Source organism: Amycolatopsis sp. NPDC049688 (assembly GCF_040674975.1).
Lineage (GTDB): Bacteria > Actinomycetota > Actinomycetes > Mycobacteriales > Pseudonocardiaceae > Amycolatopsis.
This window is the reverse complement of record NZ_JBFANY010000001.1, coordinates 753549-779083: the sequence shown is the minus strand read 5'-3', so window position 1 is coordinate 779083 and position 25535 is coordinate 753549. Positions and strand designations below refer to the sequence as shown.

The 25535-nt window shown below is 72.2% G+C and carries 23 protein-coding genes; 10 read left to right on the top strand and 13 right to left on the bottom strand.

Annotated elements, in window-relative coordinates:
• Window positions 1–101 precede the first annotated feature (101 nt).
• Together AB0J55_RS03250 and AB0J55_RS03245 are read right to left on the bottom strand one after the other, a co-directional pair.
• Window positions 102–896, bottom strand: a complete 795-nt coding sequence (locus tag AB0J55_RS03250; RefSeq protein ID WP_364242049.1) for an SDR family oxidoreductase — start codon at window positions 894–896, stop codon at window positions 102–104.
• 1 nt (window position 897) lies between these two features.
• Window positions 898–1701, bottom strand: coding sequence for an alpha/beta fold hydrolase (locus tag AB0J55_RS03245; protein WP_364242046.1), 804 nt, complete (start codon window positions 1699–1701; stop codon window positions 898–900).
• A gap of 139 nt (window positions 1702–1840) precedes the next feature.
• On the opposite strand from AB0J55_RS03245, the gene AB0J55_RS03240 reads away from it, so the two are divergent.
• From AB0J55_RS03240 to AB0J55_RS03230, 3 genes are read left to right on the top strand one after another with little or no spacing between them, the layout of a single operon-like run.
• On the top strand, window positions 1841–2836 hold the full coding sequence (locus tag AB0J55_RS03240; protein WP_364242043.1) for a LysR family transcriptional regulator: 996 nt from the start codon (window positions 1841–1843) through the stop codon (window positions 2834–2836).
• A 58-nt stretch (window positions 2837–2894) separates the two neighbouring features.
• Window positions 2895–3245: a UBP-type zinc finger domain-containing protein gene (locus AB0J55_RS03235; RefSeq protein ID WP_364242040.1), complete on the top strand. Its 351-nt coding sequence runs from the start codon at window positions 2895–2897 to the stop codon at window positions 3243–3245.
• 33 nt (window positions 3246–3278) lie between these two features.
• Entirely contained in the window at window positions 3279–4334 is a 1056-nt protein-coding gene (locus AB0J55_RS03230) for a toll/interleukin-1 receptor domain-containing protein (RefSeq protein WP_364242037.1), read from the top strand.
• Between the two features lie 373 nt (window positions 4335–4707).
• Here AB0J55_RS03230 and AB0J55_RS03225 read toward each other — a convergent pair whose 3' ends face one another.
• A complete protein-coding gene (locus tag AB0J55_RS03225) occupies window positions 4708–5088 on the bottom strand; it encodes an STAS domain-containing protein (RefSeq protein WP_364243392.1) in 381 nt (126 codons plus the stop codon).
• Between the two features lie 235 nt (window positions 5089–5323).
• On the opposite strand from AB0J55_RS03225, the gene AB0J55_RS03220 reads away from it, so the two are divergent.
• Complete coding sequence (locus AB0J55_RS03220; protein WP_364242034.1) at window positions 5324–5809, top strand: hypothetical protein; 486 nt, start codon at window positions 5324–5326, stop codon at window positions 5807–5809.
• On the opposite strand, the gene AB0J55_RS03215 is transcribed toward AB0J55_RS03220, so the two are convergent.
• The gene (locus AB0J55_RS03215) at window positions 5731–8508 is read right to left on the bottom strand and encodes a BTAD domain-containing putative transcriptional regulator (RefSeq protein ID WP_364242031.1); all 2778 of its coding nucleotides are present in this window, start codon (window positions 8506–8508) and stop codon (window positions 5731–5733) included. The two genes, AB0J55_RS03220 and AB0J55_RS03215, sit on opposite strands and share 79 nt — an antisense overlap.
• A 308-nt stretch (window positions 8509–8816) precedes the next feature.
• Between AB0J55_RS03215 and AB0J55_RS03210 the strand changes: the two genes are divergently transcribed.
• Window positions 8817–9809, top strand: coding sequence for an SEFIR domain-containing protein (locus AB0J55_RS03210; protein WP_364242028.1), 993 nt, complete (start codon window positions 8817–8819; stop codon window positions 9807–9809).
• A gap of 50 nt (window positions 9810–9859) precedes the next feature.
• On the opposite strand, the gene AB0J55_RS03205 is transcribed toward AB0J55_RS03210, so the two are convergent.
• Window positions 9860–11605 (bottom strand): protein kinase, encoded by a 1746-nt coding sequence (locus tag AB0J55_RS03205; RefSeq protein ID WP_364242025.1) that lies wholly within the window; start codon window positions 11603–11605, stop codon window positions 9860–9862.
• A gap of 248 nt (window positions 11606–11853) precedes the next feature.
• Here AB0J55_RS03205 and AB0J55_RS03200 point away from each other — a divergent pair, with 248 nt between their 5' ends.
• On the top strand, window positions 11854–12102 hold the full coding sequence (locus AB0J55_RS03200; protein WP_364242022.1) for a hypothetical protein: 249 nt from the start codon (window positions 11854–11856) through the stop codon (window positions 12100–12102).
• Between the two features lie 5 nt (window positions 12103–12107).
• Here AB0J55_RS03200 and AB0J55_RS03195 read toward each other — a convergent pair whose 3' ends face one another.
• Window positions 12108–13157, bottom strand: coding sequence for an aldo/keto reductase (locus AB0J55_RS03195; protein WP_364242019.1), 1050 nt, complete (start codon window positions 13155–13157; stop codon window positions 12108–12110).
• 101 nt (window positions 13158–13258) lie between these two features.
• On the opposite strand from AB0J55_RS03195, the gene AB0J55_RS03190 reads away from it, so the two are divergent.
• Window positions 13259–13834 carry a TetR/AcrR family transcriptional regulator gene (locus AB0J55_RS03190; protein ID WP_364242016.1) on the top strand — a complete coding sequence of 192 codons (576 nt, stop codon included), beginning with the start codon at window positions 13259–13261 and terminating at the stop codon, window positions 13832–13834.
• On the opposite strand, the gene AB0J55_RS03185 is transcribed toward AB0J55_RS03190, so the two are convergent.
• Window positions 13822–14352: a hypothetical protein gene (locus tag AB0J55_RS03185; RefSeq protein WP_364242013.1), complete on the bottom strand. Its 531-nt coding sequence runs from the start codon at window positions 14350–14352 to the stop codon at window positions 13822–13824. The genes AB0J55_RS03190 and AB0J55_RS03185 overlap by 13 nt on opposite strands.
• Before the next feature lie 117 nt (window positions 14353–14469).
• Here AB0J55_RS03185 and AB0J55_RS03180 point away from each other — a divergent pair, with 117 nt between their 5' ends.
• Both AB0J55_RS03180 and AB0J55_RS03175 read left to right on the top strand, forming a co-directional pair.
• Complete coding sequence (locus tag AB0J55_RS03180; protein ID WP_364242011.1) at window positions 14470–15060, top strand: TetR/AcrR family transcriptional regulator; 591 nt, start codon at window positions 14470–14472, stop codon at window positions 15058–15060.
• Window positions 15061–15301: 241 nt separating this feature from the next.
• The gene (locus AB0J55_RS03175) at window positions 15302–15640 is read left to right on the top strand and encodes a pentapeptide repeat-containing protein (RefSeq protein ID WP_364242008.1); all 339 of its coding nucleotides are present in this window, start codon (window positions 15302–15304) and stop codon (window positions 15638–15640) included.
• Here the strand turns inward: AB0J55_RS03175 and AB0J55_RS03170 are convergent.
• Window positions 15592–16494: an NAD(P)-dependent oxidoreductase gene (locus AB0J55_RS03170; RefSeq protein ID WP_364242005.1), complete on the bottom strand. Its 903-nt coding sequence runs from the start codon at window positions 16492–16494 to the stop codon at window positions 15592–15594. The genes AB0J55_RS03175 and AB0J55_RS03170 overlap by 49 nt on opposite strands.
• Window positions 16491–16676 (bottom strand): hypothetical protein, encoded by a 186-nt coding sequence (locus AB0J55_RS03165; RefSeq protein ID WP_364242003.1) that lies wholly within the window; start codon window positions 16674–16676, stop codon window positions 16491–16493. Before AB0J55_RS03165 ends, AB0J55_RS03170 begins: the two co-directional genes overlap by 4 nt.
• A 167-nt stretch (window positions 16677–16843) precedes the next feature.
• Between AB0J55_RS03165 and AB0J55_RS03160 the strand changes: the two genes are divergently transcribed.
• The gene (locus AB0J55_RS03160) at window positions 16844–18037 is read left to right on the top strand and encodes a helix-turn-helix domain-containing protein (protein WP_364242000.1); all 1194 of its coding nucleotides are present in this window, start codon (window positions 16844–16846) and stop codon (window positions 18035–18037) included.
• A 48-nt stretch (window positions 18038–18085) separates the two neighbouring features.
• Here the strand turns inward: AB0J55_RS03160 and AB0J55_RS03155 are convergent, their stop codons facing one another.
• From AB0J55_RS03155 to AB0J55_RS03140, 4 genes are all read right to left on the bottom strand, one after another.
• A complete protein-coding gene (locus AB0J55_RS03155) occupies window positions 18086–19483 on the bottom strand; it encodes an endo-1,4-beta-xylanase (protein WP_364241997.1) in 1398 nt (465 codons plus the stop codon).
• A gap of 171 nt (window positions 19484–19654) precedes the next feature.
• Window positions 19655–21979: a beta-L-arabinofuranosidase domain-containing protein gene (locus tag AB0J55_RS03150; RefSeq protein WP_364241995.1), complete on the bottom strand. Its 2325-nt coding sequence runs from the start codon at window positions 21977–21979 to the stop codon at window positions 19655–19657.
• 147 nt (window positions 21980–22126) lie between these two features.
• On the bottom strand, window positions 22127–23866 hold the full coding sequence (locus AB0J55_RS03145) for an ABC transporter ATP-binding protein (RefSeq protein ID WP_364241992.1): 1740 nt from the start codon (window positions 23864–23866) through the stop codon (window positions 22127–22129).
• Complete coding sequence (locus tag AB0J55_RS03140) at window positions 23863–25491, bottom strand: ABC transporter substrate-binding protein (RefSeq protein WP_364243390.1); 1629 nt, start codon at window positions 25489–25491, stop codon at window positions 23863–23865. The genes AB0J55_RS03145 and AB0J55_RS03140 overlap by 4 nt, the downstream gene beginning before the upstream one ends.
• Window positions 25492–25535: the final 44 nt, after the last annotated feature.

Genomic DNA, 25535 nt, shown 5'->3' with positions numbered 1-25535 from the left:
GGGTGCCGTCTGCACGGGCGAGCACCTGGACGTCGTCGTGACCGGCGACGGGCCGGACTCCGGCTGCCCGCCGCCGCGACGCACGAACACCGGGGAGAACCTCAGTGCGTCTCGGTGCTGAAGCCGCCGTCGATGGTGAGCGTCGCGCCGGTGATGTTGCCGGCCACCCGGTCACTGGCCAGGAACGCCACCAGGTTCGCCACCTCCGCCGGCCGGGTGAAGCGGCCCGTCACCGCGTGGGCGGCGGCCTCGCCGGCGACGGCCTCCGCGTCCGCGCCCGTCGCGGCGGCCAGGGTTTCCGCCACCCCGCCGGCGCCGAGCCACAGGTCCGTCGCGACCGGGCCCGGGCTGATCGCGTTGGCGCGGATGCCGCGGGGGCCGAACTCCTTCGACACCGACTTCGTGAAGTTGACCAGCGCCGCCTTCGCCGCGCTGTAGTCGATGACGCCGGGGTCGGGCAGGTGCGCGTTGACCGAGGCGATCGTGACGATGCTCCCGCGGCCCGCGGTCACCATCGTCGGCAGCACCGCGCGCGTGGCGCGGACCGCGCTCAGCAGGTTCAGGGTCACCGACCGGGCCCACTCGTCGTCGGTGACCAGCAGGAACCCGTTCGGCCGCGGCGACACGGCGCCGACGTTGTTGACCAGGACGTCGATCCGCCCCCGTTCGGCCAGTGCCAGCCCGGCGAGCCGGCCCGGGCCGTCGGGGGTGCCGAGGTCGACGGCCAGCGCGTGGGCCTTCCCCGCCCGCACCAGGGCTTCGAGGTCCGGTCCGGGGTGGCGCGCGCCGGCCACGACGTGCGCGCCCTCGGCGATCAGGGCTTCGGTGACGGCCAGGCCGATGCCCCGGCCGGCTCCGGTGACGACGGCGACCGCGCCGTCCAGTCCGAGGTCCACGTCAGCGGATCCCCTGCTCGCGCAGCCAGCCGAGCACGGCGTCGGCGACGTCGCGCCAGCCGTGGTCGATGGTCAGCGAGTGGCCACGGCCCTCGAACTGCTTCAGCTCGGTCACCGCGGTGGAATCCCGGTACTGCTTGAACGTCGAGCGCGTGACCACGTCCGGGACGGTGTGGTCCGCGGTCCCGGAGATCAGCAGCAGCGGGCCGCGGTCCTCCCGGCGGGTGTCCACCTGCGCCTCGGAGTGCAGCACGAAGTTCGCGGCCGCGGCCTGGAACAGCGGGCGGGCCGGGGACGGGATCGTCCAGCGCCGGTGCAGCTCCGCCGACTCCTCGTCGGTCAGCGCGTTGCCGAAGCCGAACCGGAACTCCTTCTCCGTCAGCGACACCGACCGGTGGCGGTTCGCCGGGTTGCCCAGTGCGGGCAGGCCGGCGCGCAGCTGGGCCAGCGGCAGCGGCAGGACACCCTTGATCTGGGCGGGGTCGATGGCGACGCCGGCCAGGCCGATCCCCTGCCCCAGCAGCTTCTCGGTGATCAGGCCGCCGAAGGAGTGGCCGATGATCACCGGCGGGCGGCCCAGGCCGGCGATGATCGACGCGTAGTGGCCGGTGGCGTCGTCGATGCCGGTGTCCGCGACGGCGTCCGGGTTCGCCCGGGCCAGCTCGACGGTCTCGGGCTCGTGCGGCCAGCCGGGCGCGACCGGGTCGTACCCGGCCGCCCGGAAGTGCTCGATCCAGGGGTTCCACGAGGTGGCGTGCAGCCACAGCCCATGGACAAACACCACGGGGGTGCCCGGCTCGGCCATCGTTCCTCCAGTGTGTGGGAGCGGTCCCCCGAAGCCAACACCCGGCCCGGCCGCCGCGTCCAAGACCTGTTGCGCGCGCATCGATAGCCGTGGTGGCATCGTCGGTGACCGGCTCCACCCCTGCGCGCGGAAGGCCCGCATGGACCTCGACCTCCGGCTGGTGCGCTACTTCGTCACCGTCGCCGACGAACTGCACTTCGGGCGGGCCGCCGCCAAGCTGTTCATCAGCCAGCCGACGCTGTCCAAGCAGATCCGCAAGCTCGAAGCCGACGTCGGCGGGCCCCTGCTGGTGCGCGACAGCCGCCACGTCGCCCTGACCCCGCGCGGCGACCGGTTCCTGCACCTCGCCCGGCAGCTGCTGGCCACCGCGGACCGGATGCTGCGCGAACCGGCGCCGCACCACCTGCGGATGGCGCACATCTTCGAACTGGACACGAGCCGGGTGGTCGCCGACGCGTTCCAGGCGGCCCACCCCGGTGTCCGGCTCGTGCAGAGCCAGATGGACAGCGGCCGCCAGCTCGCCGCGCTGCTCGAAGACCAGCTCGACGTGGCGATCATCCGCGTCACCGGCGCGATGCAGGCCGCCCACCCGGCCGGGTGGCAGCACGCGTTGCTGCGGCTGGAGCCGTTCTGGCTGGTCGGCAGGCCCGGTGACCCGCACCGGGCGGCGGCGTCGGTGCACGAGCGCCCCCTGGAGGTCTTCGCGGACGCCCCCGGCACGGCGTTGTACAACGTGCACGGCCGGTATCTCAGCTCGCTGGAGCGGCACACCGGCCTGGCCCTGAACTGGCTGGGCAACCCCGGCACGTTCGACACCTGTCTCGCGGCCCTCACCCGCGCCCCCGGCCGCGCGTACCTGCTGGAGTTCGACAGCTACGCCCGCCGGTACGCGGCCTCGGACATCCCGGCCTGCCGTCCGCAGGAACTGCAACCGGTCTACCCCTGGTCGCTGGCCTGGCGCGACGGCGAACAGCCGGAAGCCGTCCGGGCGTTCCTCGCGATCGCGCACGAAACCGCCGCCCGCCACCACTGGCTGCACCCCGAGCGCGCCGGCGCCGCCCCGCTGTGGGCGCCGCCTGAGGACCTCACCGTCGTGACCGCGTCCTCCGGTGCACCGGAGGACGGCGAGCCGTAGCCTTTCGCTGGTGGCCCGGGTTCGGTCGGCCGCGCGAGGAACGAGCAGAGGAGTTCGGATGCAGGGAGTCGACCCGTCGGTGCCGCCCAGCGGCACGGGCTGCGCGGACTGCGACGCCGCGGACCCGCCGGGCTGGTGGTTCCACCTGCGGCGCTGCGCCGGCTGCGGGCACATCGGCTGCTGCGACTCGTCACCCGGGCAGCACGCCAGCGCCCACGCCGCGGCCACCGGCCACCGGTTCGTGCGCAGCTTCGAGCCCGGCGAGGAGTGGTTCTGGGACTACGACGAGCAGGTGATGTTCGAATCCGGCCCGGCGCTCGCCGAGCCCGCGCACCGCCCGCTCACCCAGACCGCGCCGGGCCCGGCCGGGCGGGTCCCGGAGGACTGGAACCGCCACCTGCACCGGTGACCGGCCCCGGCCGGGCGCGCCGGATGCGGTTGAATGACCGTCGTGACGCTCGACGACTGGCTGGCTCACCTCGCTTCGGCGGCCGGCGACCGGGTGACCATCGACCCCGCGCTCGTCGCCGAACTCGCCGGCGCACTCGGGGCGGACGAGGCCGGCCTGCGGGCCACCCTGCTGGATCTGCTCGACTTCCACGCCGGAAGCGCGGCCGGGAACGGAAACCGCGGCGGCGCCGGGCACGGGGACCTGGCACCGGCGGTGGCCCGCGCCGTCGTGTTCGGGTCGGTCACCGCGGTGGTCCTGCGGCAGCTCGGGGCCGGCGCCCTTCCGGCCGGCGTCCTGAACGCGGTCGCGAACCTGCTGTTTTCCGTGGAGCGGGCCGAACTCACGACCGGCGACCCCGTGCTGCACGCCCGCGTGCCCGGCACGGTTCCGCCGGACCCCGGCGCCGCCGGGCTGGCCGACGTGGTGGCCTGCCTGGACCGGGCGGGGCTCACCCGCGGCGGCGAGGTCGTGCTCGGGCCGCGGCGGATCCGGCTGGTGTGCCGGGCGCCGGTGGCCGGGCCGAAGGTGTTCATCTCCTACGCCCACGAGGACGACGGCCACAAGGAAACCGTCCGGAGGCTGGCGGAGCTGCTGGTGCGCAACGGGATCGACACGGACCTGGACCAGTGGGCCGGGGCCGGGCGCCAGGACTGGCAGGCGTGGGCGACGAGCCTGATCTCGCAGGCCGGCTTCGTGCTCGTCGTCGCGTCGCCCGCCTACCGGCGGGTCGGCGACGGTTTCGCGCAGACGAACGACAACCGGGGCGCGCAGGCCGAGTCGGCGACCATCCGCGACCTGCTGCACCGGGACCGGCACACGTGGACGGCGAAGCTGCTGCCCGTGGTGCTGCCCGGCCGCTCGATCGACGACATCCCGCTGTTCCTCCAGCCCTACTGCGCCGACCGGTACCACGTCACCGAGCTTTCGGACGCCGGCATCGAAGACCTGCTGCGCGCGCTGACCGGGCAGCCGCGGTATGTGCGGCCGGAGCTCGGCACGGTGCCGCACCTGCCGCCCCGCTCCCTGCCGCGTCCGGGCCGGTCCTGACCCGGCGGACCGGCACCGGTCCGAACCTGGTCCGGCCTTGGTCCACGCGGCACCGTCCGGCCGCCGCGAGTCCACCCCCCGCTTCAGCCGGGATCCTGCCCGCCATCGGACTGCTCGCCGCGGTGGCGATCCCAGGTGTGCACAGCGGATCCGCCCAGGTGCGCGGCGCCCGGATCCGGGAACGGCGGATGGCACGGGGGCTTTCCCTGCGGGCCGTGGCCCAGCGGGTCGGGCTGGACGCCGTTCAGCTGGACGGTGCCCGCGGTGGACCAGGTGACGACCATCGGGATCCAGTTCTGGAGCGGGTCCGACCAGCCGCTGCTCGTCGGGATCGACGCCGTGACCTGGTGACGGCTCGGGGAGCCCGCCGCCGTCAGGACCGCCCGGCCAGCAGCGTGGTCACCGTGTCGTCCGCCCCGGCCAGGCGCAGCTCCCGCCCGAGGCAGCACGCCTCGACCGCGCGCCGGACCACCGGTGACGGCAGGACCACGAATTCCGCTCCGCGACCGGCGCAGTCTTCGCTCGTGAGGAGCAGGGCACGCAGGCCGGCGCTGCCGCAGAACGTGACTCCGGTGAAGTCGGCGATCATCCACGTCGTTTCCGACAGTGCCGTGTGCAGGGCTTCGCACAGCGATTCACCGTTCGAGCTGTCGATTTCCCCGGATACGGCGACCACCGCCGCCCCCTCCGCGATCCGGCGGACGGTAATGCCGATTCCGGCCGAACCACCGCAGTCCACCCGCCACTGTCGCATCGAACTCACCCCTGATCATGGTTCAGCGCGGTAGGAGGAAGAAGGTAAACCGCGCGGCTCCACCGCGGCAACCGGACGCCGACGATTCCCGCTTTCGTGGGTGTTCGGTCCGCCGATTTCCCCTCTCCCGGGTGGCGATTTCCGAACCGTATTCCCGCGCCCCCTGATCGGGGTCACCCGGAGACATCCCCCGGTCTTTCCGGTTGTCCGCGGCCGGTCCGGGTACGCGGCCCGGATGACCGGCAACCGAAATCCGTCGCCGCCCCCGGACAGCTCCGTCCGGCGGTTCACCGACGACCTGGTCGGCGCCGCTTTGGCGGGCGACTACGACGGCGTGGCGGACGCGCTGGGCGTCCTGGCCCGCTCGGATCCCGCGCGGTTGCCCGCCGCGGTCGTCGGCGAGCTGGTGAGCCGCTGCACCGGCGCGGTCCGCGCGCTCCAGCGCACGCAGGCCGACGCGCTGTTCACCGTCGTCGTCGAGAACGAGCGGGGCGAGCCCGCGCCGGTGGAACGGCTGCCGCGCGGGCCGAGATCGGCGTTGCGCGCGGTGCTCGCGGCGCTCAACGACGATGGGCCGAGCCGCGACATCCACGTCGAGCTGGCGACCCGCGGCGGCCCGGTGGACCTCGTGGGCGTGCTCAGTCACCTGCTCGTGTGGCTCGTCGAGCTGTCGGCTCCCTCGGCGGCGGAGTTCCCGCTGTTGAGCTGCTTCGCCGGCTGACGGCTCCCGGCCGCGGCCAGCCGTTCCTGCACCCGCGCGTGGCGGAACTGGTAGACGCCGCCGGCCTGCCGGAGGACGCCGCGGCGGTGGGCGTCGTCGAGGAAGGGCATCAGGCGCCAGGGCAGGCGGCCGGTCGCCGCCAGCCAGACGTGGTGGACGAAGTAGCTGCCCCACGCCCGGGTCACCAGGACCGCCAGGCCGATACCGCCCCCGAAACACACGCCGGCCACGAACGGCAGCACGGGGTCCGCCGCCGGCGGGAACACCTGGCCGCCGGCGATCGCGCCCGCGAGGCCGTAGCACACGGCGGCGACCCCCCGGGCCATGAAGAACCCGAACAGCGCGCCCGCCAGCCCGCCCGCGACGGCGAGCGCCAGGTCGTACCGGCCACCCAGCACCGGCAGGAACCGCGTCTGCGCGGTGAACGCGAACGCCATCCCGTCGAACAGCCCCAGCGACACCAGGAACGAGACGGACAACGCGATCGCGCCGGTCCGTTCGTTGCGCAGGATCGTGCCCGGGCTCGCCACGCGGGCGGCGTCGACCGGTTTCGCCAGCCACACGTGCACCGCGAACACCAGGCCGAACACGAGCGCCAGCAGGACGACCAGGCCGGTGGCCAGCGACCAGCCCAGCCCGAGCAGGACACCCACGACGGCGCCGATCGCGAACCGCCCGGCGAACTTCCGCGCGGCGCCGGCGAAGCGCAGTTCGGTGCGCAGCGGCTCCGGCGCGCGTCCGAAGCGGTGGGTCAGGCAGGCGGCGCCGCCGAAGGAGAGACCGTAGATCGCGGCCAGCCCCGGACCGTCGTCGACCCAGCCTGTGACGACGAAGAACACCGCGATCAGGGCGCCGACCAGCGCCGACCGGGTCCGGACCGGCACCGCCCGGTACAGCTGCCACCACGCCAGGTCGCGGCTGCGCGTCCGCTCGAGGTGCCGGGCCAGGAACCCCAGCCAGCGCGTCGCCTGCTCCGCGGTGTACCCCCCGGAGGGGCTGGTCTTCGGGTTCCGGCCCGGCGGCTGCGGCACCTGCGCGTAGGCGTCGGGGACGAAGGAGTCGAGCAGCCGTCCTTCGAGGACTGCGGCGTCTTCGGCGTCGAGCAGCTCCGCGGGATCGGTGCCGGGACGGCCGTAGGCGATCCGGGCGAGGTCGACCATCAGCGGCGTCCGCAGCACCCGGCCCAGCGGCGCGCCGGGCTCGCGGCCCAGCCGCTCGGCCACCGGGCGCCAGCGGTCCTGGCCGGCGCCCTGCCGCGCCGCCAGGTAGGTGAGCGCTTCCTGCCGGGCGACGGGTTCGAGCCGCACCACGGTGGCGCCGCCGAACACCGGCCCGGCTTCGCGCCGGACCTGCTCGTACTCGGCCGGGCGGCTGGTCAGGACCAGCGACCGGCCCACCGCCATCGCCTGGTCCAGGGCGTCGAGGGCGGCCACGCGCAGGTCGGGCGGCAGCTCGTCGAGGCCGTCGAGCACCGGGACGACGTGGCCGCCGAGCACGAGCCGGGTGGGTGCGTCCCGCCCGTACTCCCGCGCGTTGAGCAGCGCCGGGTGGTTCTCGGCGAGCCGGCCCGCCAGCCACCGGTCGAGGTGCTCCCGCCGCGGGTCCCAGGAAGCCAGGGAAAGCAGGACCGGGACCGGCGCGCCCGGGGCGCGGACGCGCAGCAGCTCCAGCGTCAGCATCAGGGCGAGCACGGACTTGCCGGAGCCGGGCTCGCCGAGCACGACCAGCTGCGGCACCGGCAACGCGGTGAACACGCCCGCGATGTCGTCGAGGTCGCCCCGCTGCACCGGCCTTCCCGGACCCGCGACGGCCGACCAGCGCAGCGCGATCGGCTGCGGCCGGTGCAGCGAACGCAGCTCGGCTTCGGCACGCCACTGCCACGTGACGGCTTCGGCCAGCTCGGTGACCGCGCGGCCGAAACGGTGCTCCGGCGCGGGTTCCGGGGCCGTGGCGGCATCTTCGCCGGCCGCGGCGTCGGCGAGGACCCGCTCGTGCAGCCGCCGCAGGTCGGCGTTCGGGTCGACGCCGAGCTCGTCGGCCAGCCGCCGGCGCAGGCCGTGGAACAGCGCCGACGCCTCGGCGTAGCGGCCCTCCTCGGCGAGGGCGCGCATCAGGAGCAGGTGGGGCAGTTCGCGGATCGGGTGCTCACCGCAGAACTCGGTCAGGCGGCGGACGACCTCGCCCGTTTCGCCGAGCCGCAGCTGCCATTCGGCGCAGAGTTCCACGGCTTCGGCACGTTGTTCGTCGAGCAGGGCGGCCCGGCCGGCGAGCGTGGCGGTCCGCACCCCGTCGAGCGCCGGGCCCCGCCACAACGCCAGGGCGGCGCGGATCTCCTCGACGGCGTCGACGAGTTTCGCCTGCCCGGCCAGCGCGCGTGCGGCATTGACGTGCCGGTGGAACCGGAGGGAGTCGAGGTCGCCGGCGTCGGTCCGCAGCCGGTACCCGGGGCCGTCGGTGACGATCGAAGCGCCGGCCTCGCCGAGCCGGCTACGCAGCGCCGAAACGGAGTTGCGCACCTGCTTGGCGGCCGTCACGGGCGGCTCGTCCTCCCAGAGCGCGTCGATCAACCGCTCGACCGGGACGACGGAGTTGGCGTTGAGCAGCAGGGCGGCGAGTGCGCGTTGCTGACGCGGGCTGGCGAGGGTGATCCGGTCTTCGCCGGCACGCACTTCCAGCGTCCCGAGAATCCGGAACCTCATCGCGCTTTCCCCCTCGCCTCGCGCCCTTCGCCCGCGCCCGGGTTCCGGAACCCGCAGGTGAAGCGACGCGAGGACGAAACGAGGACGGCGTCCGGAACCCTAGGGCCACGGCCGAAGAGGGGGAATGCCGGGGCGACCCGGTGGCGGGCGCGTCGTTGGGGGTCGCGCCCTCCACCGGGACCGCCGGGCGGGGACCCGGCGGCCGGAGACTGGACAGAAGCCGGACAATCCGCCTGGCGGGCGGCCGCGCCACAATTCTTGCGGTTCAATCGGAGCCACCGGCACCGGGAGCCCAAGGAAAAGACTGGATGAGCATCGCAGAACACCCGCGGGTTTTCCTCAGTTACGCCCACGATTCGGCCGAACACCAGGACGTCGTCCGGCAGTTCGCCACTTTTTTGCAGGCCCAGCTGGGGGTCGAGGTATTTTTCGACCAATGGGTCGACGGCCACCGGCTCGACTGGTCGCTGTGGGCCTCCCAGCACCTCACCAAGGCCGACTTCGTGCTGGCCATCGCCTCGCCCGCCTACAAGCGCCGCGCCGAAGGCGACGAGGTTGCCGACGTCGGCCGCGGCTCCCAGTTCGAGGCGGCGATGATCAGGGACAACCTGACCCGGGACCTGCCGCGCGAAACCCGGCGCATTCTTCCCGTGGTGCTGCCCGGGCGGAGTGTCGACGAGATTCCCTCGTTCCTCAACGCCCATTCCACCACCCGGTACGAGATCTCGGAATTCACCCTCGAAGGGACCGCGAGCCTGCTGGCCGCGTTCACCGGTGTGCCCCGGTTCGCGCCACCCCGGATCGGCGAGTGGGTCGGTGCGCGGCAGGCGAGCCGGCCGGCGGCGGGCGCCCAGCTGCTCACCACGGTGCTCCAGCCGGTCGCGAGCACGTCGGACATCCGGTTCACCGGCGCCGAAATCGACGGGATGCACCGCGGCACCAGCATCGTCTACCGGCCGCAGCTGTTCGCCAACGACCCGCGCGGTGTCGTCGAGTTCAACCTCAGCCGCCGGTACCGGCGCTTCGAGTCGGTCGCCGGGGTGCTCGACGACGCCGACGAGGCCGACCAGGTGGGTTACTTCCAGGTGTTCCTCGACAACGTGCCGCAGGGCCAGTTCGAGGCACGGCTCGGCAAGCCGGCCTGGATCCGGTGCGACCTCACCAACGTGCTGCGGATGAAGCTCGTCGCGTGGCGTCCGGGGATGACCCTGCACCCGCTGGCCGCCGGCGCGGCCATGGCCGTCGGCCGGTCGAACCAATTGCCTTCGCTGGGCTGGGGCGATCCCACCCTGGTCGAATAGCGCGCGAAGGGGCCCGGCGCGGGATGCGCCGGGCCCCTCGACCGCGGTGGTCAGCTCGTCGTCGTCGGTGTCGGCGCTTCTCCCGGCAGGCCGAGCAGCTTCGCCTCACCCAGGTCGAACGCGTCACCCCCGACACCGCTGCGGCAGGTGGGGTTGACGAGCTGCCAGGACAGGCGCAGCCGGAGCACGCCGCTCAGGTCGACGTCGACGGGTGTCGGCTTTCCGAGCTCCAACGTGACGGAGGTCAGTTTGCGGCCGTCACCGAACACCTCGAACTGCACCTTCAGCCCGGAGTCCCCGGAGTTGTCGTCCATGCCCGCCGTCGCGACGAACCGGCGGTAGCCCTTGGACACGTTGTACTCGATCGCGCCCGTTTCGGAGCAGTAGGAGACGCCCATCGAGACGGTGTGGAGGTAGCTCTTCCCCGCGATGTTCCCGGGCTGGCTGACGTTCGACCAGGAATTGCCGTTGACCGGCCGCAGGTCCGCCAGGTAGACCTCGACCGCGGACCGGGCGACGGTCAGCTTGATGTGCCCGGCCAGTGCGGCACCGGCCTTCGGGTCCTGGCCGATCACCGTCCCCGGGGCCGCGGTCTGCTCGATGGAGTCCACCGTTTCGATCTGGACGCCGTTGCCCAGCAGGTCCTGCGCCTCCGCCAGCTTCTTGCCGACGAGGTCGGGCGCGACCGTCGGAGCCGCCGAGGTGGTGGTCGTGGCCACGTCCGAGGAGGTCGCCACCGAAGCCGTCGAAGGAGCCGGCGCGGCGACCGGGGACACCGCGGGTGGCGCCGACGAGGAGCCGAGGTTCAGCGCCGTGATCGTCCCGGCGATCGCCAGCGCCGCGACGACGAGGACGGGAACCACCTTCCGCTTCCGCCGCCGCGCGGGCGGCGGGCCGGTGAGGGGGGTTTCGAACACCGTGTCTCCGATCCCCGGCGGCGGCATCGCGCCGGTCGTGGTCTGCTGCCGCCCGTAGGTCGGCAGGGGCGGGCGCGCCAGCCGCGGCCCGACCGGGCTGTTGGCCAGGTCCGGCACCATCGCTTCGAGCACCGCCCCGATCCGGCCGGCGGCCGGGCGCATCGCCGGGTCCACCGCGAGCAGCAACCGCACGACTTCCCAGAGCGGATCCGGCATGTCGCCCGGACGGCCGGGTTCTTCGTCCGCGCGCCGGACGTACCCGCCGGGGAAGGGCACCACGCCGCAGTAGAGCTCGTAGATCACGACCCCGAGGGCGTAGCTGTCCGCCGCCTTGGCCGGCTCGCCCCCGCCGGCGACTTCCGGGGCGAGGTACTTCGACGCTTCCCGCAGGGAAATCCCGGGCTCTTCCGGCACGATGCGGAAGATCCCGGCGCCGGTGAGCTTCGGAATCCGGACGGGCCCGGAGTCGTCCATCAGCACGTGCTCCGGGCGCAGGTCGCCGTGGACGACGCCCACGTCGTGGACCGCCTGCAGCGCGGCGGCGACGCCGGCGGCGATCCGCGCGATCTCCTTCGGCAGCAGCGTTCCCGAGGCGTCGAGCCGGTCGCGCAGCGAACCCCCGTGCACCGGATCCAGCACGAGGGTCACCACGTCCCCCTCGGTGAGGAGGTCGTGCACCGTCACGAGGTTCGGGTGGCCGAGTCCCAAGAGGACGGACTGCTCGCGCACGAACGCCGCCCGGCCGTCGGAGCGGCCGGCCGGCAGCTGCCGGCACACGACCTCCCGCCCGTCCGGATCCACCGCGGCCCGGAAAGTTCCGCCCCTGCCTCGCGCCAGTTCCGCACCGAGCCGGTAGCGCCCGGCGAACTCAGGCTCCATTCCGTTCCACCCTCCGAAAGCATTCGATCATTCCGCCCGGCCGGATCCGGCGTCATGGCACAACAGTCGGAAGCGAGAGCACGGCCGCTACCGGGAACGAAGCACTTTCGGTAAGTGTCATGGTTCTGACCAGTTTCACATCACATTCCCGCGACGCCGGAGAGCAGCGCCGTAACGACCGCGAACAACCGTGCGACTGCCGGGGAACAAATCCGTTCGAACGGCCGGAACACTCACGAGGAGCCAAAATGACCACCGGACAGCAGCCGGCCCACACCCGCCCCGCGACCCCCTACAGCCAGGGAAAGCGCGCGTTCTACGGGCTCACGTGGACGTTCTGGACGATCGTCCTGATCATCGCCGCGTTCACGATGTTCAACACCGACCTCGTCGGCCAGGGCTTTCTCGCGCTGGCATTGTCCGGCGCGACCGGGTACTACGCCTACCGGATCTGGACCTGGCAGGCGCGCCGGCTCGTCTTCTTCATCATCTTCTGACGACGCTACTTCAGGGCCATGCCGGGAATGCGGGCCCGGATCGCGTCCAGGCCGGCCTCGTCCGAAACGCCCTGGAAGTCGTAGCGCGGCGTGTACGGCGCTTCCAGTTCGCGGACCTCGGCCTCGGACAGGACGATGTCCAAAGAGGCCACTGCATCGTCGAGCTGGTGCACCGAACCCGCTCCGACGAGCGGGGCGGTGACCACCGGCTGGTGGTGCAGCCACGCCAGGGCGATCTGCGCGCGGCTCACCCCGCGGGCATCCGCGATCCGGCCGACCGCGTCGACGATCGCGCGGTTCGACGCCTCCTCCGCGGGCGAATAGAGCAGGTCGGCGAAGGCGCCGTCCGTCGCCGCCCGGGCCGTCGCCTTCGCGTCGTCCCAGGCGCGGGCGAGCCGGCCGCGGGCCAGCGGGCTCCAGACGATCGTGCCGACACCCTCGTCCAGGCACAGCGGGATCATCTCGCGTTCCTCCTCGCGGGCGAGCAGGTTGTAGTGGTCCTGCATCGAGACGAACCGCGCCCACCCGTGCTGCTTCTGCAGGTGCAGCGCCTTCGCGAACTCCCAGGCGGGCATGGACGACGCGCCGAGGTAGCGCACCTTGCCCGCCTTGACCAGGTCGCTGAGCGCCTCGAGGGTCTCCTCCAGCGGTGTCGCGTGGTCGTTGCGGTGGATCTGGTAGAGGTCGATGTAGTCGGTGCCCAGCCGGCGCAGCGAATGGTCGATCTCGGTCATGACCGCCTTGCGCGACAGGCCGCGGCCGTTGGGGCCGGGACGCATCGGGTGGCGCAGCTTGGTCGCGATCACCACCCCGTCACGCGCCGCGAAGTCCTTGAGGGCGCGGCCGAGGATCTCCTCGCTGGACCCGTTCGAGTACATGTTCGCGGTGTCGAAGAAGGTGATGCCGACGTCCAGGGCGTGCTTGATCAGCGGCCGCGCCTGCTCCTCGCCGAGCGACCACACCGGGTGGCCGCGGTCGGGTTCGCCGTAGCTCATCGCGCCGACCGCGATGGGCGAGACGTCCAGGCCGGTGGTGCCGAGCTTCACGTAACGCATGGGATTCTCCCGAGGACGGAAACTCGCGGAGGATCCTCCGCGAGTGACCGCCAAACTAGCGGAGGATTCTCCGCACGTCAAAGATGGGGCATGATCGGGTCATGACCGACGGGACGTACGGCACCCAGCGCAAGGCCGCCGCGCGCAACCGCGTCGCGATCATCGAGGCGGCCCACGAGCTGTTCGCGCAGAACCCGCTCGTGCCGCTGAGCGAGGTCGCCAAGCGCGCCGGCGTCGGCGCGGGCACGCTCTACCGCCACTTCCCCACCCGCGAAGACCTGATCCTCGCGGCCTACCAGCACGACATCGAGCGCCTGACCACCACCGCCGACGAGGTGCTGGCGCGCCACACGTCGGCGAAGGCGGCTTTCGTCGAGTGGTTCGAGACGCTGTCCGCCTACATCCGCATCAAGCACGGCCTCGGTGACGCGCTGCACAGCGCCGCGGCCCAGGAGATGATCCAGTCCGCCTGGGCCCCCACCACCGCGGCGGTGACGAAGCTCGTCGAGGCGTGCGTGGCCGAGGGCACGATCGCCCCCGGGCACGACCCGGCCGACATCATCATGCTGATGAGCTTCCTGTGGCGCGTCGCGAACGACGACGAAGGCGCCGCACAGGGGCGGCGCCTGATCGCCGCGGTGTTCTCGGGCCTGCAGGCGCCCCCTCAGCCGGCCTGAGCGACGCTTCGCGTCCTCAGCCGCAGCGCGGAGACGAGGAAGAAGACGCCGCCCAGCGTCGCGTAGCCCGCCAGCGCCGCGAGCGAGGCACCGTCCTTTGTGGCCTGGAAGATGAAGGAAGCCCCGGCCAGCACGGAAATCCCGCCACTGAGGATCATCGCCCACTGTCCGCCGAGACCGCGCCGGGCGACGCCGGCGACGAGCTGGACCGCACCGGCCACGACGGCCCAGATCCCCCACACCCGCAGGACGGCGGGAATCCCGGACGCGGCGGCCACGGCCACACCGGCCGCGGCGAGCAGACTGATCACGACGTTGACGTACAGCGTTGCCGCCTTCGACGTGCGCGCGTCGATCACCGCGGCGGCCACGTCGAACAGCGGGTAGAGCACCAGCAGGGCGACGCTGACCGGTCCGAGGCTCGACGCCGTCGTGAACAGCAGGGCCGCCCAGACCAGGGCGAAGGCGAAGCGGGTGAAGTAGAGCCGTCGCAGGGTCGGCGCGATTTCGGTGTCCACGAATCCTCCGGGTAGATAGAACGATCTGTCTCGTCAGGGACTATGGCAGTCCGTCGGCGCCGTCGTCAAGACCGACCGTTCTATCTGCTAACCTGGGTGGTGACCGCGAGGAGGACCGTGTCCGAAGCCCGAGCCCGGCTGCTCGCCTCGGCGAGCCGGCTGTTCTACACCGAAGGACTGCACTCGGTCGGCATCGACCGGGTGATCGCCGACGCCGGCGTCACCCGCGCCACGCTGTACCGGCACTTCCCGAGCAAGGACGACCTGCTGGTGGCGTACCTGTCCGAAGCCGACAAGGCGATCCGCGCCCAGGTGGAAGCGGCCCGGGCGGCCGGCGGCGAACCGGCGGACGTCGTCCGCGCGGTGGCGGCCACGATCGCGGAGGGAATCCGGTCCCCCGGCTTCCGCGGCTGCGCGTTCCTCAACGCCGCGGCCGAGTACCCGGACCCGGGCCACCCGGTGCACCAGGCGGTGCTGGCCCACCGGCAGTGGTTCTCGACAACGGTGACGGAGTTGCTGGCGGCCACGGGCGAAACGGCCCCGGAACCGGCGGCCCGGCATTTCGTGTTGCTCCGCGACGGCGCGATGGCGGCGGGCTGCCTGACCGACCCGGGGCCGATCTGTGAGACGTTCCTGCTGGGCGTGGAAGGAATTCTGCGGTACCGGGACGTCCCGGTCGTAGCTGGAGAGACGCACGGTAAGACTTAGTCCGCATGAGGTTCCTCGAGAATCAACCCCGCTTGGTCGCTCTGGTTCTGGTCCTGCCGGAGCTTGCCGTGCTGGGGGAAGCGGATCAAGCTCGTGATCCCGGTGCCGCGCGGGTGGAAGCGATCAAGGCGGGTCTGGGCAGCGCGGCCGGCGCGACCGGCATCTTCGCCTTGCTCCTGGCGGTGAGGCGGCAGACGCATCAGGAACTGACCGCCATATTTGCCCGGCGCCGACCTCCCGGATGGATCTCAGGACAGCCTTCCTGGTTCGAGCGGACCTCCGGGGCGCCAACCTCCGTCGCGCCAATCTCTCGATGGCGCGGCTCGCCGGCGCCCTCCTCGAAGACGCCGATCTCGAGGCAGCAAACTTCGAACACGCGAACTTGGCGGGTGTGCGAGCTGTCGGCGCCCACTTCCGGGGAGCTCGCCTTTACGACGCCAACCTCACCAACACGGATTTGTCGGAGATCGACTTCCAAGGAGCGGACTTTTCCAGAGCCACCTTCCCGGTCGCACGGATCGACCCCGCTGCCTACACCTTAAGGCGTCGAGGCGGGAACGTCGTCGGCTCCGGCTCATAGCCCAGGCGGTCGATCGCCGCCGTGATGTCCAGGGTTCGCTCCATCGCGAACTGGCTGATCACGTACCGGTTCACCCGCCCCCGGGGGAACACTCGCGCGACCGGTGTCACCAACGCCGCCGGGACATACAAAGGCCGCGCCGGAACACCTGCCGAAGCCAGCAGGCCGCGCAGCGCCCAGCCGATCGGGACCGGTTCGCTGTCGGCGATGTTGAACACCCCCGCCGCCGTTCCGGTGGCCGCCAGCAGGCAGGCGCGGGCCAACGCGTCCACGGCCGTCATGCTGACCAGGACCCGGCCGGTGCCCGGCACCGGCAACCGGCCGGCGCGCACGTTCTCCAGCAGGCGCGGCAGCAGCGTCGTGTCCCCCGGGCCGTACACCGCATGGGGACGCAGGACGACCGGGCGGTCGCCGACCGCCAGCACCAGGCGCTCGGCCGCCGCCTTCGCCGCCGCATACGCGTCCAGGTAACGGCTGACCGGGCCTTCGTGCTCCTTCGCGCGCACGGTCGGCCGGAACGGGTCGTACACGCCGGCGCTGCTCACGTGGACGATGCGGCAGTCCGGGAACGACGCCAGCACGTGGTGGGTCCCGAGCAGGTTCGTCCGCCACACCTCGTCCGCGACGCCGGTGCCGGTCGCCGACGCCGCGCAGTGCACCACCGCGTCGACGTCGGGCGGGTCGGCCAGCTTGGCCGCCCCGATGTCCCACGGGCGGTAGGCCGCGCCGCCGAGGTGGCGGCCGTCCGCCGCCGCACGCCGGCCGAACGCCGTGACTTCCCAGCCCGCCGCGGTGGCGGCCCGGCAGACCGCGCCGCCGACGAACCCGGTCGCGCCGGTCACCGCCAGTCTCATGGCCGGCTCGCGGTGATCAGCTCGCGCAGCGACGTCGCCGAAGGTATGCAGCCGTGCGGGCCGTCCCCCGGGCTCGTCAGGCCGTAGCTGCTTTCGATCTCGTCGGCCGGCGCCGGCGGTCGGTGCCGGACACCTTCCGGATCAGCCGGCACGGTGTGCTCGATGTCGTCGGCAGGGCTCACGGGTCACCTCTCACGGGATAGGGGGTGCGGCCGGAGCCGGCCACGCCTTGCACGCTGGCCACGGGCGCTGACCGACAGCTGACAGGTGGCCCCGATTCCGGGGCTCCTGTGCGCCGTGCACAAGGAATCCGCGGCACCCGCCCAGCCCGCGGGGCTATGGTCGGCGGATGCCGGGGCATCCGCACGCACCCAGGAGAGTCATCCGCGAGGTGGCCGCCGCCGTCCTCGCCGAGCTGCCCGTGTTCGCCGACCGCCTGGTCGAGCGGGGCGCGGTCGAGGAAAAGACGTTCTACGCCCGCGGTGACTGGGTTGCGCCCGCGGACATGCGGCAGTCCTTCATGGACAACGCCCGCAGCGCGCTGGTCCTGATGAGCGAGGGGTTCGGTACGCGGGCCGGCTGGAGCGCGGCCCCGCTGGCCACCGGCCGCCGCCGGGCCGAGCAGGGGGTCCCCCTGGAGGCGGTGCTGCACCTGTTCCGGCTGGGCACCGAGCTGCTGTGGGAGATGCTGCTGGCCGCGGCCCGCCGCCGGTCACCGGACGAGCTGGCCGAGTTCATCGACAGCGTGATGGTGCTGTGGCAGGCGACCGACCGCGTCTCGACGGCGATGGTCGAGGGGTACCGGTCGCGGGAGACCCGGCTGCGGGCCCGGGCGGACCGGCGGCGGGAGCGGCTGGTCCGGCTGCTCGTCGAGGGCCGGGGCGCCGACCCGGTGGTGGCCGCCGAAGCCGAGGCCGGCCTGGGCCTGCCCGGCCACGGCCGGTACGCCGTGGTTCTCGTCGGCTGCGACCTGGCCGACGACGTGGTGCCCGCACCCGGCCTGGCCGCCCTCGGTGTGCGCGTGGTCGCAGCGCTGTACCGGGACCGGGTCGTGTGGCTGGCCGAGCTGGGCGGGGTCACCGCCGACCGGCTGGCCGCCTCGCTGACGCCGCACCTGCAGCACCGCGCCGGCCTGTCCGGCGAGGTCGACGGCCTGGCCGAGATCGGCATCGCCTACCAGCTCGCCGAAATCGCGCTGTCCACACAGGAACCGGACGTGCCGGGGCTCGCCGTCCTCGACGACCGGCTGCCCGAGGCACTGGTGGCGGCCAGCCCGCGGCTGGCCCGGCGGCTCGCGGCCCGGACGCTCGGCCGGGTCCTCGAACTCGAGGACGAAGAACGCCACGTCCTGCTGGCGACCCTGCGGGCGTGGTTCAGCGCGGGCCGGTCCGCCACCCGCGCCGGCGAACTGCTCTACTGCCACCGGAACACGGTGCTCAACCGGCTGCGCAAGCTGGAGCAGCTCACCGGCGCCTCCCTCGAAGACGACCGGCACCAGCTCTGCTGCCGCCTGGCCCTGATGGCCCACCGCGAAAAGCCGTGAACGGCCCACCGGCGGCGCGTCCGCCGGTGGGCCGTTCCCGGATTCCGGTCAGGAGGTGCTGCAGCTGACGCTGGGCCAGCTCCAGTTCCCGTTGCTCATGATCGTGACACCCCAGTTGTTGCCGTTGCCGTTGGGGGTCGCGACGAGCACCTGGCTGCTCGGCCAGGTGGCGTTGACGTTCCAGGTGGCACTGATCCGCTCGGGGCTGGGCACGTTCATCGTGACCGTCCACGAGGAGGACCCGCTGACCGAGACGTTGAGGTTGTACCGGTCACCCCACGACTGCCCGGCCGAGAGCGTGGCCGTGCAGCTGCCGCCGCCTGGTGTGGTGGTCGTGGTCGTCGGTGTCGTGGTGGGCGTTGTCGTCGTGGTCGTCGGCCCGGTCGGCGTGGTCGTCGTCGTCCCGGGTGAGGCGGCGTTGAGGGCGTTCAACACCGAGTTGTACGCGGCCTTCTTGTTGCCGTTGCCGTCGAACAGGAGCGGGCTCTCGTTCGACCGCCACGAGTCGCTGTCCCGCACGCCCCACACCGTGATGCCGACGCAGCGCGCGACGTTCATGCACGCCTGGGTCAGCGCCGAGTACTGCGAGGTGTTCGCGTTCGTGACGTCGACCTCGGTCAGCGCCACGTCGACGCCGAGCGCCGCGAAGCTGGAGATCGTCTGCTGGAAGTTGCCCGGGACGGAACTCCCGCCGGTGAAGTGGGCCTGCAGGCCGACGCAGTCGATCGGCACCCCGCGGGACTTGAAGTCCTGGACCATCCGGTAGACGCCCTGGGTCTTGCCGTAGCTCCAGTTGTCGATGTTGTAGTCGTTGTAGCAGAGCTTGACCGACGGGTCGGCCGCGCGGGCGGTCCGGAACGCGACCTCGATCCAGTCGTTGCCGGTGCTCTGCAGGTTCGACGACCGGCGGCTGCCGTCTTCGTTGAACGCTTCGTTGACCACGTCCCAGTAGGCGAGTTTGCCCTGGTAGTGGGCCATCACCTTCTGGATGTGGTTGATCATGGCGTTGCGCAGGTTGCTGCCGCTCATGCTCTGCATCCAGCCGGGTTGCTGCGCGTGCCAGGCCAGCGTGTGCCCGCGCACCCGGGAGCCGTGGCTGACCGCCCAGTTGTAGACCTGGTCGCCGGACGAGAAGTTGAACTGGTTCTGGTTGGGCTCGGTCGCGTCGGGCTTCATCTCGTTCTCGGGCGTCACCATGTTGAACTCGCGGGCCGCGATGGTGGTGTAGGCCGAGTTGCTGAGCCGGCCCGCGGCGATCGCGGTGCCGAAGTAGCGGCCCGACTGGGCGGCCGCGGCCCCGAGCGTGCTCGCGGCGGCGTCCGCACCGGGCGCCGACACCAGCACCGCCGCGGTCGCGGCGACGGTGGTCACCCCCGCGAGCACTCGGGTGGCCGGCGACCGCCACCACTGCCGCCGTCGGCGCGGGTCCGGGGAACTTTCTGCCATCCGTGGTCTCCTTCCGGGCTGGAAGGCCAGCACAACACGGCATTCCGCGGCCACGCAAAAAGTTTCGGCCAACTTTCGAAAGCGTGAAAATTACCTGCCACCGGGCACCGGAGCCCGGCACTGGGTACGGCGAAGCCCCGGGCCGGCCGTCTCCGGCCGGCCCGGGGCCGGTCAGCCGTTGCGCACGATCCGCCACCGCGTCGCGGCGGCGCCGCTGTCGGGTCCCTGCGCGGCGTACGCACCCGCCGCGGTCGAGTTGTTCTCGATGGTCAGCAGCTTGCCGCTGTTGACGTTGCGGATCTTCACCGTGCCGTCGCCCTGGTCGACGACGGTCCAGCGGTGGTCGGCCGTTCCGTTGTCCGACCACTGCAGGACCTGGGCGTTGTCCGCCGTCGACATGTCACGGACACCGAGCACCTTGCCGCTGTTGGCGTTGCGGAACCGGACGGCGGTCCCGTCGGTGACGATCTCCCAGTTGTGGTCCGCGGTCCCGTTGTCCGACCACTGCAGCGCGCGGCCGCCGTCGGCGGTGGACATGTTCTCGATCCCCAGCAGCAGCCCGCTGCCCACGTTGACCAGCCGGGACGTCGTCGCGCCGGAACCGCCGCCGGTGTTCCAGTAGACCGTGTAGTTGAAACCCTGGGCGTCGTGGAAGGGCACCAGGTTGACCGTCGAACCGTTGGCCTTGGCGCTGAAGAGGAGCGCGCTGGTGCTGGTCCGCGTGATCGACGCCGGGTCGAGGGACGGCGGTGCGCTGAGCGTGCTGGTGCCGTAGTTGCCGGCCAGGACCACCGGGCCGTAGGTGACCGCCGCGATGTTCGCGTTGTCGTTGGCGGGCCGCAGGACGGCCTTCATGGGCAGCCGGACGGTGACCGCGTCCCCGGAGGTCCAGGACCGGGTGAGAGTGGCGTAGCTGCCGGGGGTGGCGGTCACGTTCTGCGCGACGCCGTTGACGCTGATCGTCGCCCCGGCGGCCCAGCTCGGGATGCGGATGCGCATGGCCCAGCTGCCGCTCGCGTTCCCGGTGACCGTCAGCGTCGTCGTGTCGCTCGCCGGGTAGGACGTGGTCTGGGTGACGGTGATCCCGCGCTGGGTCCAGGTGAGCACCGACGGCAGGAACAGGTTGACGATCAGCGTCGTGTCGGTGTGGAAGTAGATCGAGTCGGCCAGCTTGGTCTGGGTTTCCACCCCGGTGCCCTGGCAGCACCAGAAGGAGTTGTAGTCGGTGCTCCACGTGCCGCCGCCCCACGCCGGGCCGAGGCCGCGGCGGCCGCCCGGGTTGAGCGAGCTGAAGTACGTGATGTGCCCGTGGCTGTCGGCCGGGTTCTGCTGGCCGATCATCTGGTTGAGCAGCGCCCGCTCGTAGTACTCGGCGAGGTCGGCGCGGTCCGGGTAGAGGGTGAACAGCTCCCGGGTCAGCTTGAGCATGTTGTAGGTGTTGCAGCTTTCGCACGTGTCCTGGTTGAGGTACGCGGCGATGGCGTTCGGGGCGCGGAAGTGCTCGGCCTGGCTGTTGCCGCCGATGGCGTAGGTGTGCGCGCCGACGGTGATGTTCCACGCGTTGGTGGCGATGTCCCGGTAACGGGTGGTGCCGGTGGCCTTGTACTCCCGGGCCGCGCCGATCCACTTGGGGACCTGCGTGTTGGCGTGCAGCCCGTTGAGCTGGTCCCGGTTCGCCGCCAGCGGGTCGAACACGGCGGCGTGGTCGAACCGCTGCGCGACGGTCAGCCAGCGGCTGTCGCCGGTGTACTGGTAGAGGTCGGTCAGCACCGCGTTCATGCCGCCGAACTCGGTGTTCATCACCGACTGCATCTGGCTGTAGCTGAGTCTCGCGGTGCGGCGGTCGACCCACCCGGCGAGGTTCAGCAGCACGTCGCGGGCCTGGGTGCTGTCGGCGTAGCGCCAGACGTCGAGCAGGCCGGCCATGGTCTTGTGGATGCAGTAGTACGGCACGTTGCCGTTCGACAGGTTCCCGGCCTCGAGGGCGGTGAAGTCGGATTCGGGGAAGCCGGACAGGTAGCCGGCCCCGAACCCGGCGGCGCCGTTGTTCGCCTGGCACTTGGCCAGCTCGGCCACCATGTAGGTGGCCTTGTCCCGGCAGGTGGTGTCGCCGGCGACGGCCCACAGCTGCGCCCACGCGGTCAGGAAGTGGCCTTGGACGTGGCTGCGGAAGGGGAAGTTCGGCGCGTCCCAGCCGCCGTTGGTGGCCGCGCCGCCGGTCGAAAGCCGATGGTTGGCGCGGAAGTTGTACAGCAGCCGGTCGACGTCGACGAACCGCAGGTAGTTCTGCGTCCGGTTCTGGTTGTCCAGCCAGCGGCTCGCGGTCAGCCGCACCTGCCCGAGGTCGAACGGGAACGCGGCCACCCCGATCTCCGAGCGGACGGGATCGGTGGCCGCCAGGGCGGGCGAACCCCCGAGGACGGGGCCGGCGGCCGAGGCAAGGGCGGTGGCTCCGGCGGCTTGCAGCAGTCGCCGCCGGGTGAAGGAGGAGTTCACCGGGTTCTCCGTTCGTCGCTGAGAGGAGGACGCGGTGGAACGTTAGCGCTAACATTCGCCGCTGTCACGCCCCGGACGTCGGGGGAAGGGGCGGCGGCGTGAGCGGCGCGCACCGGTGGGGCCCGGACGGTCCGCAGGGCGTGAAAGTTACCCGGTCTCCGCCGGCACCGTGCCGCCCTGCCGCAGCCGGCGCCAGGCTTCGCGGCGCCGGTGCTGCGCCTCCGGGTCCGCGACCGGGGCCGCCGACAGCAGCCGTTGCGTGTACGCGTGCGCCGGGGCCGTCAGCACCTCCTTCGCCGGCCCCTGCTCGACCACGTGCCCCCGGTGCATCACCGCGACCCGGTCCGCGAGCTGCTCGATCACCGCCAGGTCGTGGCTGATGAACAGGCACGCGAAGCCGAACTCGTGCCGCAGCTCGCGCAACAGGTCGAGGATGCGGGCCTGGATGGTCACGTCGAGCGCGCTCGTCGGCTCGTCGGCCACCAGCAGGTCCGGGCGCAGCGCCAGGGCCCGCGCGATGCACGCGCGCTGCCGCTGGCCGCCCGAAAGCTCGTGCGGGTAACGGGAAGCCAGTGCCGGGGACAGCTGGACCGCGTCGAGGAGACCGGCCACTCGTCCGTCCACTTCGGACTCCGCGACCGCGCGGTGCAGCCGCAGCGGGGTCGCCACGCTCTCGCCCACCGTCGTCCGCGGGTTCAGCGACGACAGCGGGTCCTGGAACACCACGCCGATCCGGCGCCGCAGGGCCTTCGCCGCCCGGCCGCGGGTGCGCGTGATGTCCGCGTCCCCGATGCGCACGGATCCCGCCGTGGGCGCGAGCAACCCGGTGACCGCCCGGGCCACCGTGCTCTTGCCCGAGCCCGACTCGCCGACCAGGCCGAGCACCTCCCCCGGCTCCACGTGCAGGTTCACCCCCGCCGCGGCGTGCACAGCCAGCGCGCGGAACCGGCCGCGGTAGGTGACCGCCAGGTCCGTCACGCGCAACAGCGGCGCCACGGCGGGGACGTCCGGGACCGACGCCGTCGCCGGGTGCCCGGCCGCGGCCACGTGCCCCGGCCCCACCGAGATCTCCGCGGCCACCGCGCGTTCGAGCCCGGACGTCGCCGCGCTGCTCAGCGAGACGACCGAGCCGAGCAGCTGCCGCGTGTAGTCCTCGGCCGGCGTGGCGAAGATCCGCGCTGCCGTCCCCTGCTCGACGACCCGGCCGTCGTGCATCACGACCACCCGGTCGGCGAGGTCGGCGACCACGCCCATGTCGTGCGTGATCAGCAGGATCGCCGTTCCCAGCCGCGCGCGCAGGTCCCGCAGCAGCTCGAGGATCTCCGCCTGCACGGTGACGTCCAGCGCGGTGGTCGGCTCGTCGGCGATCAGCAGCTTCGGCTCGTTCGCCACCGCCATCGCGATGACGACCCGCTGCAGCTGGCCGCCCGACAGCTCGTGCGGGTACGACCGGAACCGCTCGCGCGGGTCCGGCAGCCCCACCAGGCCGAGCAGCTCGACCGCCCGGTCCCGCGCGGCGGCCGCCGCGAGCGGCCGGTGCGTGCGGATGGCCTCGACGAGCTGGTCCCCGACGGTGAACACCGGGTTCAGCGCGCTCATCGGCTCCTGGAACACCATGCCGACCTCGCCGCCGCGGACCGCCCGCAGCTCGGCCGGCGTCATCGCGTAGAGGTCCCGCCCGGCCAGCTCCGCGCGGCCCGTCACACGGGCCGTGGGCGGGAGCAGGCCGAGCAGGGACATCGCGGTGACCGTCTTGCCGGAGCCGGACTCCCCGACCACCGCGACGACCTCGCCCGCACCGACCTCGTAGCCGACCCCGCGGACGGCTTCGACGTCGCCGAACGAGACCGCCACGTCGTGCAGCCGCAGGAGCCCGGCCCCGGTCACTGGAGCAGCCCGAACTTGCGGTAGTCGACGTAGGCCGGGAAGCGGCCGATCTGCACGCCGCCCACCTGCGAACCGTGCAGGAACGAGTTGCGCGTGTAGATCAGCGGCACGACCGGCGAGTCGGCGAGGATCTTCTTGTCCAGCGCCGCCCACTTCTTCCCCGCCTCGGCCGGGTCCACAGTGGCCTGTGCGTCGGCGATCAGCCGGTCGACCTCCGGATTGTTGTAGCGGGACTCGTTGTACCCGCCGTTGCCGATTTCGGTGGACTGGAACAGCGGCTGGATGTTCGCGTTGGCCGACGGGATGTCCGGCTGCCACGAGGTGAGCGTCAGGTCGTAGTCCGAGAGACCCTTGGTGTCCACTTCGGACGTGTACGTGTCGTCGTCGAGCGGCTTGATGGTGACCTTGATGCCCGCCCGCGCCAGCGACGCCTGGATCGCCGCGGCCTTCTCCGGGAAGCCGTTTTCGTTGTGGGTGGCCAGGACCAGGCCGTCGAGCCCGTTCGGCAAACCCGCCTCGGCGAGCAGCTGCTTGGCCTTCGCCGGGTCGCCGGACGGCGGCGCCGGATACAGGTCGTACTGCTCGCGGCCCTGCAGGCCGGGCGTGATCAGCGTGGTGGCGACGTCGCCGGCCAGCTGGGCGCTGCCCGCGCTGGCGACCTGGTAGGCGGCCTTGTCGACGGCGTACTGGAACGCCTGGCGCACCTTCGGGTTCGTCAGGTTCCCGCGCTGGGTGTTCAGCGAAAGGTAGGCCAGCGCGCCGGATTCCGACGTCACCAGCCGGGACTTCGCCGACGCGTTGCCCTGGATCTGGGCCAGCTGGGCCGGCGAGGCGAACGACATGCCGAAGGCGGCGCGGTCCTTGCCGGTGTCGTCGATCAGCCGCTTGGAGATGACGCCGGTGTCCTGCCCGAGCTCGAAGTCGACGGTGTCGGCGTAGGCCAGCCGCGTCTTGTCCTCGTCGCGGCTCCAGTTCGGGTTGCGCACCAGCTTCGCCGACTTGCCGCGCTGGTAGCTCTGCAGCTGGTACGGGCCGGACGCGACCGGGTGGTCACCGTAGTTCGCCTCGGCGCCCTTGCCCTTCGGCACCGGCGAGAACGCCGGGGTGCTGGCGACCCAGTTGAAGTCGCCGTACGCGCGGGCGAGGTGGAAGACGATCGTCTTCGCGTCCGGCGTCTGGATGGTGTCGAGCTCCTTGCCCTCGAACGGGCCCTTGTACGCCAGGCCCGGCGAGAGCAGGTCCTTGTGGTAGGCCAGGCCGCCGGAGAACGCGGGCGCGAACGACCGCTCCAGGCCCCACTTGACGTCCTCGCTCTTGATCGGCGTGCCGTCGGCGTACTTCAGGTTGTCCTTGAGGGTGAACGTCCAGGTCCTGCCGCCGTCGCTGGGGCGGCCGGTGTCGGTGGCCAGGTCGGGCACGATGGTGGTGTCCTTGCCCGGCGCGACGTCCCAAGACGTCAGCCGCCGGTGGACCAGCCCGAGCGTGGTGACGACCAGGTTCGAGCTCTTCGCCGGGTCCCACGTGATCGAGGGCCCGTCGTTGAGCAGCAGGAGGGTGCCGCCCGGTTTGACGGTGCCGCCCTGCCCCGCCGGTGTGTCGTTGGCGCCGCACGCCGTCAGCAGCATGACGGCCGCCACCAGCCCCGCAGCAAGCTGTGACAACCGGGGCT

Coding starts and splice junctions, on each gene's coding strand:
- AB0J55_RS03245 (WP_364242046.1), bottom strand. CDS start 1,701: ATGGCCGAGCCGGGCACCCCCGTGGTGTTTGTCCATGGGCTGTGGCTG.
- AB0J55_RS03240 (WP_364242043.1), top strand. CDS start 1,841: ATGGACCTCGACCTCCGGCTGGTGCGCTACTTCGTCACCGTCGCCGAC.
- AB0J55_RS03235 (WP_364242040.1), top strand. CDS start 2,895: ATGCAGGGAGTCGACCCGTCGGTGCCGCCCAGCGGCACGGGCTGCGCG.
- AB0J55_RS03230 (WP_364242037.1), top strand. CDS start 3,279: ATGACCGTCGTGACGCTCGACGACTGGCTGGCTCACCTCGCTTCGGCG.
- AB0J55_RS03225 (WP_364243392.1), bottom strand. CDS start 5,088: ATGCGACAGTGGCGGGTGGACTGCGGTGGTTCGGCCGGAATCGGCATT.
- AB0J55_RS03220 (WP_364242034.1), top strand. CDS start 5,324: ATGACCGGCAACCGAAATCCGTCGCCGCCCCCGGACAGCTCCGTCCGG.
- AB0J55_RS03215 (WP_364242031.1), bottom strand. CDS start 8,508: ATGAGGTTCCGGATTCTCGGGACGCTGGAAGTGCGTGCCGGCGAAGAC.
- AB0J55_RS03210 (WP_364242028.1), top strand. CDS start 8,817: ATGAGCATCGCAGAACACCCGCGGGTTTTCCTCAGTTACGCCCACGAT.
- AB0J55_RS03205 (WP_364242025.1), bottom strand. CDS start 11,605: ATGGAGCCTGAGTTCGCCGGGCGCTACCGGCTCGGTGCGGAACTGGCG.
- AB0J55_RS03200 (WP_364242022.1), top strand. CDS start 11,854: ATGACCACCGGACAGCAGCCGGCCCACACCCGCCCCGCGACCCCCTAC.
- AB0J55_RS03195 (WP_364242019.1), bottom strand. CDS start 13,157: ATGCGTTACGTGAAGCTCGGCACCACCGGCCTGGACGTCTCGCCCATC.
- AB0J55_RS03190 (WP_364242016.1), top strand. CDS start 13,259: ATGACCGACGGGACGTACGGCACCCAGCGCAAGGCCGCCGCGCGCAAC.
- AB0J55_RS03175 (WP_364242008.1), top strand. CDS start 15,302: ATGGATCTCAGGACAGCCTTCCTGGTTCGAGCGGACCTCCGGGGCGCC.
- AB0J55_RS03170 (WP_364242005.1), bottom strand. CDS start 16,494: ATGAGACTGGCGGTGACCGGCGCGACCGGGTTCGTCGGCGGCGCGGTC.
- AB0J55_RS03160 (WP_364242000.1), top strand. CDS start 16,844: ATGCCGGGGCATCCGCACGCACCCAGGAGAGTCATCCGCGAGGTGGCC.
- AB0J55_RS03155 (WP_364241997.1), bottom strand. CDS start 19,483: ATGGCAGAAAGTTCCCCGGACCCGCGCCGACGGCGGCAGTGGTGGCGG.
- AB0J55_RS03140 (WP_364243390.1), bottom strand. CDS start 25,491: ATGCTGCTGACGGCGTGCGGCGCCAACGACACACCGGCGGGGCAGGGC.